This window comes from Micromonospora sp. NPDC000121 (assembly GCF_042899165.1).
GTDB lineage: Bacteria > Actinomycetota > Actinomycetes > Mycobacteriales > Micromonosporaceae > Micromonospora.
Genome location: NZ_JBIAZP010000012.1, coordinates 17,759 through 32,197, shown reverse-complemented (window position 1 = coordinate 32,197; position 14,439 = coordinate 17,759). Strand labels below are relative to the sequence as shown.

The 14,439-nt window shown below is 72.6% G+C and carries 11 protein-coding genes; 4 read left to right on the top strand and 7 right to left on the bottom strand.

The window, feature by feature from the left end; all coding sequences use genetic code 11:
- Positions 1-104: 104 nt before the first annotated feature.
- A complete protein-coding gene (pdxY, locus tag ACFY23_RS27095) occupies positions 105-956 on the top strand; it encodes a pyridoxal kinase PdxY (protein ID WP_350680846.1) in 852 nt (283 codons plus the stop codon).
- An 86-nt stretch (positions 957-1,042) separates the two neighbouring features.
- Here pdxY and ACFY23_RS27090 read toward each other — a convergent pair whose 3' ends face one another.
- Positions 1,043-1,633, bottom strand: a complete 591-nt coding sequence (locus tag ACFY23_RS27090; RefSeq protein ID WP_350680848.1) for a TetR/AcrR family transcriptional regulator — start codon at positions 1,631-1,633, stop codon at positions 1,043-1,045.
- A 297-nt stretch (positions 1,634-1,930) separates the two neighbouring features.
- Between ACFY23_RS27090 and ACFY23_RS27085 the strand changes: the two genes are divergently transcribed.
- Positions 1,931-2,389 carry a DUF6463 family protein gene (locus ACFY23_RS27085; protein ID WP_350680850.1) on the top strand — a complete coding sequence of 153 codons (459 nt, stop codon included), beginning with the start codon at positions 1,931-1,933 and terminating at the stop codon, positions 2,387-2,389.
- Positions 2,390-2,493: 104 nt separating this feature from the next.
- Here ACFY23_RS27085 and ACFY23_RS27080 read toward each other — a convergent pair whose 3' ends face one another.
- The 4 genes from ACFY23_RS27080 to ACFY23_RS27065 form a co-directional block, all read right to left on the bottom strand.
- Complete coding sequence (locus tag ACFY23_RS27080; protein WP_350680852.1) at positions 2,494-3,102, bottom strand: hypothetical protein; 609 nt, start codon at positions 3,100-3,102, stop codon at positions 2,494-2,496.
- A 78-nt stretch (positions 3,103-3,180) separates the two neighbouring features.
- Positions 3,181-5,622: a glycoside hydrolase family 2 protein gene (locus ACFY23_RS27075; protein ID WP_350819339.1), complete on the bottom strand. Its 2,442-nt coding sequence runs from the start codon at positions 5,620-5,622 to the stop codon at positions 3,181-3,183.
- 74 nt (positions 5,623-5,696) lie between these two features.
- Positions 5,697-7,760, bottom strand: coding sequence for a hypothetical protein (locus ACFY23_RS27070; protein ID WP_350686841.1), 2,064 nt, complete (start codon positions 7,758-7,760; stop codon positions 5,697-5,699).
- Positions 7,761-8,161: 401 nt separating this feature from the next.
- Entirely contained in the window at positions 8,162-8,941 is a 780-nt protein-coding gene (locus ACFY23_RS27065) for an IclR family transcriptional regulator (RefSeq protein ID WP_350686840.1), read from the bottom strand.
- A 111-nt stretch (positions 8,942-9,052) separates the two neighbouring features.
- On the opposite strand from ACFY23_RS27065, the gene ACFY23_RS27060 reads away from it, so the two are divergent.
- Together ACFY23_RS27060 and ACFY23_RS27055 are read left to right on the top strand one after the other, a co-directional pair.
- Positions 9,053-10,318, top strand: a complete 1,266-nt coding sequence (locus ACFY23_RS27060; protein WP_350686839.1) for a hypothetical protein — start codon at positions 9,053-9,055, stop codon at positions 10,316-10,318.
- On the top strand, positions 10,315-11,613 hold the full coding sequence (locus tag ACFY23_RS27055; RefSeq protein ID WP_350819340.1) for an aldehyde dehydrogenase family protein: 1,299 nt from the start codon (positions 10,315-10,317) through the stop codon (positions 11,611-11,613). Before ACFY23_RS27060 ends, ACFY23_RS27055 begins: the two co-directional genes overlap by 4 nt.
- Before the next feature lie 109 nt (positions 11,614-11,722).
- On the opposite strand, the gene ACFY23_RS27050 is transcribed toward ACFY23_RS27055, so the two are convergent.
- Entirely contained in the window at positions 11,723-13,315 is a 1,593-nt protein-coding gene (locus tag ACFY23_RS27050) for a glycoside hydrolase family 28 protein (RefSeq protein ID WP_350686273.1), read from the bottom strand.
- A 119-nt stretch (positions 13,316-13,434) separates the two neighbouring features.
- The gene (locus tag ACFY23_RS27045; protein ID WP_350686274.1) at positions 13,435-14,235 is read right to left on the bottom strand and encodes a helix-turn-helix domain-containing protein; all 801 of its coding nucleotides are present in this window, start codon (positions 14,233-14,235) and stop codon (positions 13,435-13,437) included.
- Positions 14,236-14,439 lie beyond the last annotated feature (204 nt).

The following is a 14,439-nucleotide window of genomic DNA, read 5'->3' as shown; positions in this document are numbered from 1 at the left end:
GCCGGTACCCGCGGTTCCGTGGTGACGGAAGGCCCGGAGTGGGTCACCCGACAGAAACGGCGGGCAGTACGTGTGCCACCGGCGGGAACCGGCATGATGAGCCGGTGAAGATCCTGTCCATCCAGTCCTCGGTCGCGTACGGCTACGTCGGCAACTCGGCGGCGGCCTTTCCCCTTCAGCGGCTCGGGCACGAGGTCTGGCCGGTCCTGACGGTCCACTTCTCCAACCACACCGGGTACGGCGCGTGGCGCGGGCCGCTGCTGGCGCCGGCCGACGTGGCCGAGGTGATCGCGGGCATCGCGGACCGCGGGGTCCTCGGCAGCGCCGATGCGGTGCTGTCGGGCTACCAGGGTGACCCGGCGATGGGCGCGGTGATCCTCGACGCGGTGGACAAGGTCAAGGCGGCCAATCCGGACGCGGTGTACTGCTGCGACCCCGTGATGGGCGACGCCGGCCGCGGGATGTTCGTCCGACCCGGCATCCCGGAGTTCATGCGGGACGTCGTCGTTCCCCGTGCGGACATCATCACCCCGAACCAGTTCGAGCTGGAATTCCTCGCCGGCCGTACGACGAACTCGCTGACGGAGTTGCTGGACGCGGTCGACGTGGTGCGCGAGACGGGCCCGCGGCACGTCCTGGTCACCAGCGTGCTGCACGGCGACGTGCCGGAGGGGTCGCTGGAGGTGGTGGCCGTCTCGGACGAGGGCGCCTGGGCCGTGACGACGCCGCTGCTGCCGATCAGCCCGAACGGCGGCGGTGACGTCACCGCGGCGCTGTACCTCGCGCACCTGCGGACGACGGGCTCGCCCGCGACGGCACTGGAGCGCACCATCGCCTCCGTCTTCGCCGTACTCGAGGCGACCCTCGCGGCGGGCACCCGGGAGATCCAGCTGATCGCGGCCCAGGACGCGATCGCCGACCCGCCGACCAGGTTCGCCGCCCGGCGGCTGCGCTGACACGACCAGCGTCGTCGTCGCTACGTCACGGCCCCCGGAGTGCGCCGCCCAGAGGGTAACGCGGTGGAGGTTTGCGACGCCGACGGTCATGTCGCGGTTGGCGACACGATTCCCGCCACCAGTGCCCGCAACGCGGCCAGCGACTGCTCGATGTCGACCCGGTCGGGCGCGATCAGCCACTGCTGGTGGATGCCCATCCCCGCCCCGATGATCGCGACCGCCAGCGCCTCGGTGGACAAGCCGGCCGGCGGCGCGGACCGGTCCAGCCAGCGCTTGCAGTGACCGCGCAGGGTGTCGTGGATCGCCACGTAACGGTCGTGGATGGGGGAGTCCGGCTCCAGCGCCTCCACCAGCAGCGTGACGAACAGTCTGGTCGTGGGCTGCGCCAACAGCGCGTCGAGCCCTTTCATCAGGTGGTCCAGCCCGGTCTCCGCGCCTTGGGCGGGCGCGTCGTCGAGGCTTGCGCGGACCAGGTCCACCGACCGTTCGAGGACCGCCAGCAGCAGTCCCTCCTTGCTGCCGAAGTGCCACGGAATGGATCCCCGACTGATTCCGGACCGCTCGGCCACATCGGCGAACGTCGTCTGCCGGTAGCCCTTGGACGCGAACAGTTCCGCCGCCGCGGTGAGGATCAACTCGCGGCTCTCTCCGCTGGTCTGCTCCCGTCGTGTTGTCACGCCACCCCCTCTGTGCTACCCATAATAGCCTGTGCTGGCTGACACAGAAGATCACCTTCTGGCGCCGGCAACGCGACGAGAGCCCCTGGGAGGGCCCGCACGTGAGACTTCCGAACACCGCCCACACCGGCATCCCTTGGCGCATTCACGAACTCAATGCTGACTTCAGAGTCGAGGACGTGTGGGCGTTCCGTCCTTCCGATACCTCATCGTCTACCCGGCCCTGGCCTGGCAATGGGAACGAGCCAGGCGCGACCGCGACGCTCTCGCGGCACGGTGTCGGGAGCGGGGCTGACGATGAACGCCGGTAAGCGACTGCTGCGCTGGGCGAGCGGCATCATGCTCGTGCTGGGGACGGGTCACCTGTTGTTGCTGGCTCTCTTCTCCTGGGGAGACATCGCCGGCTGGGCGGATCGAGGGGTGTGGGCAGCCGTCCCGCTCGGGCTGACGGACAGCGGCGCCGATCAGACGGCGGCGTCCCTGCAGAACGCGGTCACCTTCTGGGCCGGTCCGGGAAGCTTCGCCGTACCCCTGATTCTCCTGGGTTGCCTGACCTGGCACCTGGCCGGACGCGGGGTGGCCATTCCCGCCGGGATCGGCTGGGGCCTCGCGGCGTGGTGTCTCGTCGGCGGCGTCCTGCTCGTGCCGTCCCCGTACTTCGCAGGCGTCATCGCTGGCGCACTCGTCATCCTGGCGAAGCGAGAGCAGGACCGATCGCGGGGAGCCCACCACCGGGAAGACACACGGTCCGCTTGACGACACTGCCCTCGGACAACTGGCGGATCGCCGCCATCAACCTCGACGCCCCGCTGCTGCTGGAGCACTCGACTCCAGGGCCGCGGGGTGTCCGGGGTCGCGGGTCATCCGTAGCGGGCGAAGATCCTCTGGACGACGGCCAGCTCGTCGCCCTCGTCAGCGTCGATGAACCAGCCGGACGTCTGATCCTCGACAACCTCTTCCGGGGTGAGGAAGTCGCGACCGAAGCGGTAGACCCCCAGGCAGTAGTCGAATGCGGACCCGATCATCGGGTCGACACCCGTCTGATCGCAGTGGTCCAACAAACCTTCGGCCACCCGCCACTGCTCGTCGTCGAACCAGAACACGCCGCAGGCCCAGTGGATCCGATCGCCGGTCTCCCGATCGGTGACGTTGCTCGACTCGTGGTTGGGCGGGCGGTTGCGCGCCAGGTGAACCAGGTCGTCAGGAACGTCGCGGTAGAGCGACTCCTGCTCGTCGTACTGGTCCCAGCCCACGCTCAGATCCGCCTCGGGATCGAAGGTCAGCAGTAGCGCGCGCCCGTCCGGGACGAAGTACCAGACGGTCGACTGGCCGCCCCCGTCGTTCCAGGCGAACCGCTCCGCGTCGTCGACCGTCGTCGGCTCGTTGTAGGTGAGCTCGCTGACGATCGCGGCGCGCCGGCGCGCCTCACGGATGGGGGTCGCCCGCAGGGCGTGCCAGGTGTCGTCCACGGGTCCACACGCTACGTGGATCTCCGCGTCCCGTCCCCGGCAGGGACGTGCCTTCCGACCGACGCTGAACCTGCCGCTCTATTTCCTCAGGTCGTTGACGCAGCGCAGGACGGGGCGGCGGACCAGGGCGGCCGGGTCGAGCGGGACGGGAGCCCGCACCGTGAAGGTGGCCGACTCGCCGGGCAGCAGGGTGACCAGTGCCCTGTCGACGGTCGCCGCGGGGTGTAGCCGGTCGGGGAAGAGAGTCAGGTCCCGCAGACTGGTCCGGGCGGTGATGTGGACGGACTGTCCGTCCCCGGCCGGCCGCACCACGGCGTCGTACTGTTCCGCCGGCCAGGGGATGTCCTTGTCCTCGGCGAAGAACCACAGCGCCCGCTCCGCCGTGTGGGCGGCCTCCGCGACCAGCAGCTCCCGCCGGGCCTCGTCCGGCCGCGCCAGCTCCGCCGGCAGTGCCAGCACCACCGTGGAGTACGCGGGGACGTCCAGGTCGGCCGAGGTCTTCGCCCTCGGCTCCCCGGTGAGCGTGAGCCGGGTGACCGTGGCCGGCGCCCGCCACGCCTCGGCGGTCTCGTTCACCGCCACCAGCGCCAGCCCGCCGTCGCGCGGCTGCATGGTGAGCAGCCGGTCGGCGTACGCGCGGCGCAGCGCGTACCAGAGCGGCTTGCGTCGGCCGTCGCCGTCGATGGCCGACCAGGAGGTGACGGGCCAGCAGTCGTTGAGCTGCCAGAGGATGGTGCCCATGCACACCGGCCGGTGCGACCGGAAGTGCTCGACGCCCAACTGGACGGCGCGGGCCTGGTTGAGCTGGGTGAGGTAGTGCCAGTCGTCGAAGTCGCCCGGCGCCGGCAGGTGGGCGTCGAGCCCGCGCCGGAGCTTGCGGTCCCCGTCGACCGCCTTCTGGTGGTGGGCCATTCCCGGCGAGTCGTGGGCCAGCGGCTCGTCGGAGATGCTGCGGCGCAGGGTGGCGTACGCCGGGGGCGCCTGGTAGCCGAACTCGGCGACGAACCGGGGCACGTACGCGCGGTACTTCTGGTAGTCGTCGTCGTTCCACACGTCCCAGATGTGGGTGCTGCCGTGCGCCGGATCGTTCGGGTGGATGTCCTCGCTACCGGACCAGGGGCTACCGGCCCAGTACGGGCGGGTCGGGTCCAGCTCGGCGACGATGCGCGGGAGCACGTCGAGGTAGTAGCCGCGTCCCCACGTGCGCCCGGCGAGCGGCTCCTGCCAGCCCCAGTCGTGCCAGCCCCACAGGTTCTCGTTGTTGCCGGTCCACAGCACCAGGCTGGGGTGGCTGGCCAGCCGCACCACCTGCTCGGCGGCCTCGGCCGCGACCTCCGAGGCGAAGGGCTCCTCCTCCGGGTACGCCGCGCAGGCGAAGAGGAAGTCCTGCTGCACCAGCAGCCCCGCGGAGTCCGCGAGGTCGTAGAAGTCGTCGGACTCGTACCGGCCGCCGCCCCACACGCGCAGCAGGTTGACGTTGGCGTCGACCGCCTGCCGCAGCCGCTCGGCGAGGCGGTCGCGGGTGATCCGGGTGGGGAAGGCGTCGTCGGGGATCCAGTTCACCCCGCGGACGAACACCGGGACGTCGTTGACGTGCAGGGCGAAGGCGGAACCGTGCGCGTCCGGTGCGGTGTCCAGGCGGACCGACCGGAAGCCGATCCGCCGGGACCAGGTGTCGAGGGTACGGCCGTCCGGGTCGCGCAGGTCCACCCGCAGCGGGTGGCGGGACTGCTCGCCGTACCCCCGGGGCCACCACAGCGCCGGCTCCCGCACGGTGAGGGTCAGCACGGCCGTGCGCTGCCCGGGCGGAAGAACCGCCTCGCCGGTCGCGCCGGCCACCGTGGCCCGCACGGTGACCGGCACCTCGGCGGCCCGCTCGACCTCGACGTGCAGCTCGACCCGGCCGTCCCGCCCCTCGACCGTGACGAGCGGCCGGACCGTGGCGAGCCGGGCGACGGACCACGCGTGCAGCCCGACCGGCTGCCAGATCCCCGCCGTGACCAGCGTCGGTCCCCAGTCCCAGCCGAAGTTGCAGGCCATCTTCCGGATGAACGGGAAGGGCTCGGGATAGGCGTTCGGCCGGTCCCCGAGCCGGTCCCGGTGCGCCTCCGCATAGCGGTAGGCCGAGTCGAACCGTACCGAGAGGGTGTTGTCGCCCGGTCGCAGCCGCGACCGCACGTCGAACCGGTAGCTGCGGTGCATGTTCTCCGTCCGCCCCACCTCGACGCCGTTGAGGCTCACCGTGGCGACCGTGTCCAGGCCGGCGCAGACCAGGTCGACCCGGTCCGCGCCGACCGGCTCGTGGTGGACGGTCGTCTCGTACACCCAGTCGGTGCGCCCGATCCACGCCAGCGACCGCTCGTTGTCGTCGCGGAACGGGTCGGGGATCAGCCCGGCCGCGAGGAGGTCGGTGTGTACGCAGCCGGGGACGGTGGCGGGCACCGCCCGGTCGGCGAGACCGGCGGGAACCTGCGGGCCGGGCACCGCCCGCAGGGTCCATCCCTCGTGCAGGGGCTTCACGTCGTCACCGTGCCTTTCCTCGGTTCGGGACCGGGTTCGTCGATTCCCGGGGGCTGATGGTCGGGAGCGCGGGGTCAGGCCGGTGGCGCCTGGAGATGGATCGCCTCCAGGTTCCGGTTCGTCTCCCGCATGATGGCCGTCATCTCGTGGTAGGGCTGGTCCTGCTGGTTCACCAGGCCGATGTTGAACGCCTCCGTCGAACCCGGCTTGTTGGTCACCGCCTGGTCGTAGTGGGCGAACCAGGCCGATCCGACGAAGAAGGGCGTCCTGGCCAGCGCCTCGATGAAGGCCGCGTACCGCACGCCCCGGTCGGCCTGGCTGGTGGCGGCGATCCCCGGGTTGTGGGAGGTCATCCCGCGGTCCGGCAGCATGAAGCAGTACTCGAGGTTCACGATCGGCTTGTCGTGCACCCCGTACCGGGTCAGCTCGCTGATGTCGCTGGAGTACCAGTCGAACGAGAGGGCGTCGACGTACTCCGCGCCGCCGGAGTTCCACTCCGGACTGGTCCGCCAGGTCGGCACCAGGCAGGAGCCGAGGAACAGGTGGTTCGGGTCCTGCCGCTGGATCGCGTTGCGCACCCGCTGGAAGTACTGCTTCGCGGCGAGGGTGATGAACGCCTTCACGTGCTGGTCGGGCACCCGGTTGACGTCGATCGGCTCGTCCGCCAGGTCCGGGAAGGACCGGGCGGCGGTGCCGAGCAGGTCGTTGACCCGGGCCAGGTCGTCGCCGTACGCCTCGGCGAGGTAATGGACGAACGCCCGCTTGGCCGGCAGGCCCGCGTCCCTGCGGAGCACCTCGGCCACGACCTCGCGGTTCCAGCCGCGCTCGTTCTCGAAGAAGTACCCGATCAACCAGGGGTCCTCGCGGAACCGGCGCAGGTTGAAGGCGCGGTCGAGCTTGGCGGAGAAGTCCGGGTCGAACGGGTCGATCGCCCACAGCACCCTGATCACGTCGAGCGGGGTCGGGGCCCGTTCGATGTACGGGAAGGGGACGGCGGGATCCCGGTGCCACTTGCCCTGGGCGTTGAAGCCCCAGTCGATCATCCGGCGGTGGGTGATGTCGCGCCACTTCGCCTTGTAGTCGTCGCCGTACTTGCGCATCAGGTTGGCCTTGACGAAGTTGACGGTGATGAGCCCGTTCTCGACGACGGCGTACGCGTTCGCGAACCGGTCCGGGTCGGGCAGTTCGTCGAACATGTCCCGGGGGCTGCCGTCGGCGTTCTCGTAGACCGTGCCGTAGCCCCACTCCTCCTCGGAGAACGCGTCGACCGCCTTGAGGAAGAACAGGTGACCGTCCGGGGTGACGAACCACCAGCGCCCGTCGACCTTCTGCAGGCGGAAGTACCCGGTCGCGCCGTGCCGGCCGAGGCTCTTCAGGCCGCCGTACCGGTCGTACCGCTCCCGGTCGAGGGCGATCCCGGCGAGGGCCGCCGCCTCCGTCGCGTACTCACGCTGGAGTTGCGCGTCCGACGTGACCTTGCCGGGCCAGTCCTGGTAGAGGTACTGCCCGTACCGGTCCGCCAGCCTCGTGTAGCGGCTCAGCTCGGCCCGTAGCTGGGCGGCGGTGAAGGCCGGAGCGGGATCCGCCCCGGGGTTTCCCTGGCCGCGGTGGATCTCCACCTCGGACAGCGGGATGTGCAGCAGGGCGCTGGACCGGGTGATCTCGATCCGCACGAACCGGGCCGACCGGTTCGTCATCGGGACGACCAACTCGTAGTCGGTCTCGCTGGTCCGCGTGGCCTTGCCGGCCAGGCGGTAGGCGGTGTCGCCCTCCGCCCGGTAGGTCACGCGGATCTCGGTGAATCCCCAGCCGGGGCCGGGCGCGACGCTGGCGATCCTGATCCGCGCCAGCGGGAGGTCGTTCAACAGGTCGAAGACCAGGGAGACCGTGCGCGGTGCGGTGCTCGACCCGCGCCAGCCGACGAACCGGGCGGGGTCACCGTCGCCGAGCGCGCCCTGGGCGACGGGGATGAGACCGCCGTCGCGGTCCGGGACGCCGTCATCGGGCGTGACGCCGAGGTAGTAGTTGCCGGTGCGGATGATGTCGTGGTCGTCGGCTGCGGCGGCTCGCGGCAGGGCGAGGGCGCCGGCGACGGAGAGTGCGGGCACGCCGAGGATCAGGGAACGTCGGGACGTCATGGAGCACGGCTCCTTGCGTTGTGGCGGCAACGGTCAAAGGCGCGGGGTGCCACCCCGGCCGCGTGGCGGCGGCCGGCGCGAGCGGCACCGGGTCTGAGAAGTGTCGAGCAGGTCGCTCGCCCGTCAAACATCGTCCACGTTTGTGGACGCTGTTTCTCATGCGGAACACGCTGTCGTAACACGGGTGTCATGTCAATACCGTGCGGTGAGTCTCGTCCGCTGTCCGCGGATCGGCCCGGGTCCACAGTGGCGCGGCCTCGCGCCGTTCCCGGAATGACGACGGCGCCGCGCCGGCCGTCCCGGAACGGGAGGGGCCGGCGCGGCGCCAGAGCGGTGTGGTCGGTGCCGCCGAAGCGGGTGGTGGGCGGTGGCCGGACCGGCGGGCGGGCCCGGGCCGGGCCTCAGCGGATGCCGTGTCGACGCAGGGTGTTGGCGAGCGCCGCGGTGTGGCGGGTCACCGCCCGGGCCACCCGCTCGACCTCCCGATCGGTGGCCGCCGCCACCGGCATGGAGCAGCTGATGGCGTCGGTGGCGGGAATCCGGTAGGGGACGGCGGCGGCGATGCAGGCCACCCCCACCGTGCCCTGCTCGCGCTCCAGCGCCCAGCCGCGGTCCCGCACGACGGCGAGTTCCGCGTGCAGCGCCGTGGGTTCGGTGATCGTGTGGTCGGTGAAGCTGTCCAGCTCGGCCGGCAGGATCTTGTCCACCTCCTCGGTGGTCAGCTCGGCGAGCATCGCCTGGCCCAGCGCGGTGAGATGGGCGGGCAGGCGGCGGCCGACCCGGGAGACGATCCGCACCGCGTCGCGCGACTCGCGGCTGGCCAGGTAGAGGACGTGCGCGTCGTCGCGGCGGGCGAAGTGGACGGTGTAGCCGATGTCCGCGCGGAGGTCCTCCAGCGTCTCGTACGCGTACGGCAGCGCCGGATCCCGGTCCAGGTACGCCGTGCCGGAGAGCAGCGCGTGCGGGCCCACGCCGAACGCGGAGCCGCTCTCGTCCGCCTCGATCCACTTGACCTCACGCAGGGTGCGGACCAGCGCGTGCAGGCTGCTGCGCGGATAGCCGGTGCGCTCCTGCAGCTCCGAGAGGGTGAGCCGGGTCGGCGATTCGGCCAGGGTCTCCAGGATGCGCACAGTGCGCTCGGCCGATTTCACCGGCGAGACGTCCGACCGGGCTGCGGGCATTGCGTCACCATCCAACTGTTCGCGTTGACGCCCACAATACCGGACGTTAACTTGGAACTGCACCGCTGACATCCTGCCGGACGGCGTTCACATAAGTGGATTTGACACAGCATGATCTCTGCTCACGCGTATCCCTGGGACGTGCTGGACGACGCGGCCTTCGTGCGGCGGGTGCACGCCAGCGGCGCGGACTCCGTACGCCTCGCCGTGACGTACCACGCCACCCGGGCGGCGACCCCGCTGCACCCGACCCGCCGGTTCGTCGACGCCCACCACGCGGCCCTCTACCGACCCGTCCGGCCGTCGACCTGGGCGGGCCACCGGCTGGTGCCCGCCGCGGCGTCGTGGCTGGACGAACCGGATCCGGCCGCCGCCGCCGCCGAGGTGCTGACCAGGTCCGGCGTCCCGGTCGACGCCTGGTTGGTGCTCGCCCACAACACCCGGCTCGGCCTGGCGTTCCCCGAGCTGACCGTGACCAACTGCTTCGGCGAGTCCTACCCGTACGCCCTCTGCCCGGCCCGTGCCGAGGTGCGTGACCACTGCGCGACCCTCGCCGCCGAGGCCCTCCGCGACCTCCCGGTGCGCGGCGTGCTCCTCGAGTCGGCCGGTCAGATGGGTGCCACCCATCTCGGCTGCCACGAGAAGACCGCCGGCGCCTACCCGCCGACCGCGCTGCGGGCGCTCTCCGTCTGCTGCTGTGCCGCCTGCTCGCAGCGGTGGCGGGAGCGCGGCCTGGAGCCGGCGCAGGTCCGGCGCGAGCTGCGCCGCGCGGTGGACACCGACCGGTGGCTGCCCGAGGCGTTGGCGTCCGTGCTGCTCGCGGTCCGCCAGGACAGCGCCGACGACCTGCGCGGCGAGGTGCTGTCGGCGGTAGGCCAGACCGTGCCCGGCGCGTCCGTCACGCTGGCCGCCGACCCCGACCCCTGGGCCACCGGCTCGTCACCGGGGCTGACGCCGCGTGCCTTCGCGGAGGTGGACGCCGTCCTCGTGCCCTGCTGGCCGGTCACCGCCGACACCGCCGACACCGCCGACGTCGTCCGCGCCGCGCGGCCCCGCGCGGCCACGGCGCCCCGGGCCGTGCCACCGCGGGACACCGCGTCGCCCGCGGAGGCCGTCGGGGCGGGTCTGGGCGGCCTCGGCGGTGGTGCGCTCCCGCCGCCCCGACGACCGGCCCGCGCCGCCGGCAGTCAGGCCGACACGCCCCTGGTGGACGCCTACGTCACCGTGCTGCCGCCCGCCGATCCGGACGCGCTGCCCCACCACGTCCGCCGGTTGCGCGACGCCGGCGCGGACCGGCTCAGCCTCTACCACCTCGGGCTCGCCTCGCCCCGGCGCCAGCCCCTGTTCGCCGCACTCGCCGAGGAGTTCCGCAGATGACCGCTGTCGCCGACGCCGTCGCCCGGGCCACCGCCGCCGCTCCGCTGCTCGCCGGGTGGGACGGCACCCGGCGGCGGGACGCCCTGCACGGGTGCGCCGCCGTCCTGGCCGACCGGGGGGACGAGATCGTGAAGCTCGCCGCGGACGAGACCGGGCTGACCGAGACCCGGCTGCGGGGCGAACTCGACCGGACCACCGGCCAGCTCCGGCTGCTCGGTGACCACGCCGCCGTACCGTGGCGACGGGTCTCGCCCGCGGCGGGCCCGGGCGGGGCCGACGTCGTCACCGTCCCCGTGCCGGTCGGGCCGGTCGCGGTCTTCGCCGCCTCGAACTTCCCGCTCGCCTTCGGCGTTCCCGGCGGCGACACCGGCTCGGCACTGGCCGCCGGCTGCCCGGTCGTGGTGAAGGCCCACCCCGCGCAGCCCCGCACCGGGGAACTGCTCGGGTCGCTGCTCGCGGAGGTCCTGCCCGACGGCGCGTTCTCGCTCGTCTCCGGCGGGGTCGAGGAGTCGCTGGAGCTGGTCCGGGCGCCCGGCATCCGCGCCGTGGGCTTCACCGGCTCGCTCGCCGGCGGCCGGGCGCTCATGGACGCCGCCGCCGCCCGCCCCGACCCGATTCCGGTCTACGCCGAGATGGGCTCGCTCAACCCCGTCTTCGTGCTGCCCGGCGCGGCGACCGATCCCCGCTGGACGGACGCCCTCGCCGCGGCGGTCACCGGGTCGTCCGGGCAGCTCTGCACGAAGCCGGGGCTGGTGGTGACGGAGTCCGCGGACTTCGCCGCGCGGCTGGCGTCGGCGGTGGCCGGCTCGCCCACGCACCGCATGCTCACCGGTGCCATGGCCGACGCACACGCCGCCTGGCGCGAGCGCGCCGGGACGCTCGGGCGGGTGGTGGCCGGCGCGCCGGCGCCGGCCCCGTTCGCCGTGCTCGTCTCCGTCGACGACCTCGCCGGCGTGCTGGTCGAGGAGCACTTCGGGCCGGCGGTGGTGATCGCGGTCGGACCGCTGTCGTCGTATCCGGCGGTCGTCGGGCGGCTCGGGGGCAGCCTCACCGCGACGCTGCTGGTCGCCGACGGCGACGCCGAGGCGGCGCGGTCGCTGCTGCCCGGCCTGGTCCAGCGCGCCGGGCGGATCATCTGGAACGGTGTGCCGACCGGGGTCGCCGTCTGCGCGGCCATGCAGCACGGCGGTCCCTGGCCGGCGACGTCGGCGTCCTGGTCGACCTCGGTCGGCACCGAGGCGATCGAACGCTTCCGCCGTCCGGTCGCCTTCCAGGGCTTCCCGCACCTGCCGTAGCGCCGCGGAGAGCGCCCCACCCGGCGGGTGAGGCGCTCGTACCGTCGATCCCGGACACCGCCGCCCGGGCGCCGCCGGCGCGGGAGTCGCCCGCGCCGGCGCCGCCGGGTCAGCCCTGCCCGCTGACGCAGTCGGCGGGGGCGTCGCCGGTGACCAGCACGGGGGTCTCGGCGTTGCCGACGTCGTTGCCCACCAGCGCGATGCGCGCCGACCGGCTGCCGGAGACCCGGGTGAAGATGTGCGTGCCGCGCGGCGCGCGTGCGGCGCGGACGGACGCGTCCCGCGTGTCCCGCAGGTCGAGCAGCGCGACGTCCGGCCCCGGCCCCGTCCCGTCCACGTCGGTGAGACTCAGGTCGGCGACGTCGTCGGTGACGAGCAGCGGCCGCCGGTCCGGCGTGGTGGAGCGGACGTGGAGACCGCTGATCGTGATGCCGGTGACGTGCCGGCAGTAGAGGCCGTACGCCGGCAGCCGGCCGAACATGCGCGCCTCGGGGTAGTCGGCCTCGGCCTCCGGGATGGCCCGGTCCACCCACGCGCGCTCGCCGCCCTCGGCGGTGTCGATCCGGATGTTGCGCAGGGTGACGTCCTCGACGTGGCGGTCGGCATGGCCGCTCACCGAGGACGTCAGGATCGCGCCGCTGGCGTGCACGTCGGAGATCATGACGCCGCGCAGCCGCCCGGGCGTCGGCACCCGCTGCCCGGCGCCCCGGTTGCCGAGGAAGACGAAGATCGGCGTCCGGACGTTCTGCATCCGGAGGTTGCTGACGACCAGCCCGTCGATCCAGCCGCCGTCGACCATCTCGATGGCCAGCCCGGCGATCACCCGTTCGTTGAGGGGCACCTCCCGGCTCTGGATGACCGAGTTCGTGAAGGTGATGTTCTCGAAGCCGCCCATCGTCCGGGTGCCGATCTTGAACCCGTTGCAGCAGGTGGTCAGGACGCAGTTGGTGACGGTGATGTTGCGGGACACCCGCAGGTCGCCGTACGGGTCCTCGCTCTTGAGGCAGATCGCGTCGTCGCCGGTGTCGATGTCGCAGTCGGCGATGAGGACGTTCTCGCTGCAGGTCGGGTCGATGCCGTCGGTGTTCGGCCCGTCGATCGGGTTCCGGATCACGATGCCGCGGATGAGCACGGTGTCGCAGGCGATGGGCCGCAGCGTCCACCCGGGTGAGTTCCGCAGGGTCACGCCCTCGACGCGGACGTTGCGGCACTCGACGAGCTCGACCATGGGGGAGGGGCGTTCGTTCTCGCCCACCGGCTTGAGGTTCCACGCGATGACGTCGCGCCATTCGTCCTCGGGCGGCGTGGGCGGGCGGCCACGCGACTCCCAGAACGCCTGCCCCTGGCCGTCGATCGTGCCCAGGCCGGTGATCGCGATGTTCTCCGCGCCGCGGGCGTAGATCAGGTGACGCTGGTTGGCGTCGCAGTCCGCGGGCGGGCCCGGGTACGCCGGGTAGTCGGCGAGGTCGGGGCTGCCGAGCAGCGTGGCTCCGGCCTCCAGGTGCAGGGTCACGTTGGACTTCAGGGCCAGGCCGCCGGTGAGGAACGTCCCCGGGGGGACGTACACCACGCCGCCGCCGGCCGCGGCCGCCGCGTCGATCGTGTCCTGGATCGCCGTCGAGTTCAGGGTGGTCCGATCGCCTTTGGCGCCGTGGTCGCGGATGTCGTGGAGCGGGCCGAGCGGGGTGCGCGACTGGGTCATGGGGACTCCTGCCGGTCCAAGTATGTGGATGGCGTCCATGTCTGGGACGGTCGCTAAGGGACGCTACCGGTGTGGAGAGGCGAGGGTCAACGCCGCGCCGGCGGGCGGGGCCCGGCTCGCTACCGGACGCCGGCGCGGCGGAGCTGGGCGGCGAGGCGGTCGGTGTGCTCGACGACGGCGGCGGCGATGCGTTCCAGGGCGGCCGGGTCGTCGGCCACCGCGACGGGGACGGCGCAGCTGATCGCGTCGGTGGCCGGGATGCGGTAGGCCACCGCCCGGGCCACACACGCGGTGCCCTTCAGTGACCGCTCCCGCTCGTGCGCCCAGCCGCGCACCCGGGCGCTCTGGATCTCGTTGACCAGGGCCCGCCGGTCCATCGGCCGTACCCCGTCGGGCGCCGGCGGCGCCGCGGCGAGCGTCTGCTCGATCTCGTCGTCGGTGAGTTCGGCGAGGAGCGCCAGCCCGAGGGCGGTGACCCCGGCGGGCAGCATGCGACCGACCCTGGGCATCCGCAGTCTCTCGGCGCGGGCCTCCCGGCTCGCCAGGTAGATGATGCTTCCGCCGTCCCGGCGGGCGTAGTGGGTGGTGTGACCCACCTCGGCGCGCAGGTCCTCCAGGGCCTGCTGCGCGTACGGCAGGGCGGGATCGCGGTCCAGGTAGGCGGTGCCGCAGAGCAGGACGTGCGGGCCGACGCCGAAGTGGGAGCCGCTCTCGTCCGTCTCCACCCACTTCGCCTCCCGCAGCGTGCGGAGCAGCGCGTACAGGCTGGAGCGGGGAAATTCGAGGCGCTCGTGCAGCTCGGCGACGCTCAGTCGGGTCGGCGCGGCGGCCAGTGCCTGGAGTATCTGGATGGTGCGCGACGCCGACTTGACGGCGTGGGACTCGTCGGTCGTCGCCGGGAGCGCGACAGGTCGTGCCATGGGGACCCTCCAGCCGTCGGGGGCCGCGTCGTCGCTGCTCCGGGCCGCTCCCGGCCTGCCTGGCGCCCGCCGCCGAGTCCTCGATCATACCGGCTGCCGCCGATCCGTCCGCCGCCCTGAGTGGACGGTGCGAAGCGCGGCTGCGCGCAGGAGAGCGTTGACAAACACATCCATGTTTCGGGAGAGTGTCGTATAGACGAACGG

Coding starts and splice junctions, on each gene's coding strand:
- ACFY23_RS27085 (WP_350680850.1), top strand. CDS start 1,931: ATGAACGCCGGTAAGCGACTGCTGCGCTGGGCGAGCGGCATCATGCTC.
- ACFY23_RS27070 (WP_350686841.1), bottom strand. CDS start 7,760: ATGACGTCCCGACGTTCCCTGATCCTCGGCGTGCCCGCACTCTCCGTC.
- ACFY23_RS27065 (WP_350686840.1), bottom strand. CDS start 8,941: ATGCCCGCAGCCCGGTCGGACGTCTCGCCGGTGAAATCGGCCGAGCGC.
- ACFY23_RS27060 (WP_350686839.1), top strand. CDS start 9,053: ATGATCTCTGCTCACGCGTATCCCTGGGACGTGCTGGACGACGCGGCC.
- ACFY23_RS27055 (WP_350819340.1), top strand. CDS start 10,315: ATGACCGCTGTCGCCGACGCCGTCGCCCGGGCCACCGCCGCCGCTCCG.
- ACFY23_RS27050 (WP_350686273.1), bottom strand. CDS start 13,315: ATGACCCAGTCGCGCACCCCGCTCGGCCCGCTCCACGACATCCGCGAC.
- ACFY23_RS27045 (WP_350686274.1), bottom strand. CDS start 14,235: ATGGCACGACCTGTCGCGCTCCCGGCGACGACCGACGAGTCCCACGCC.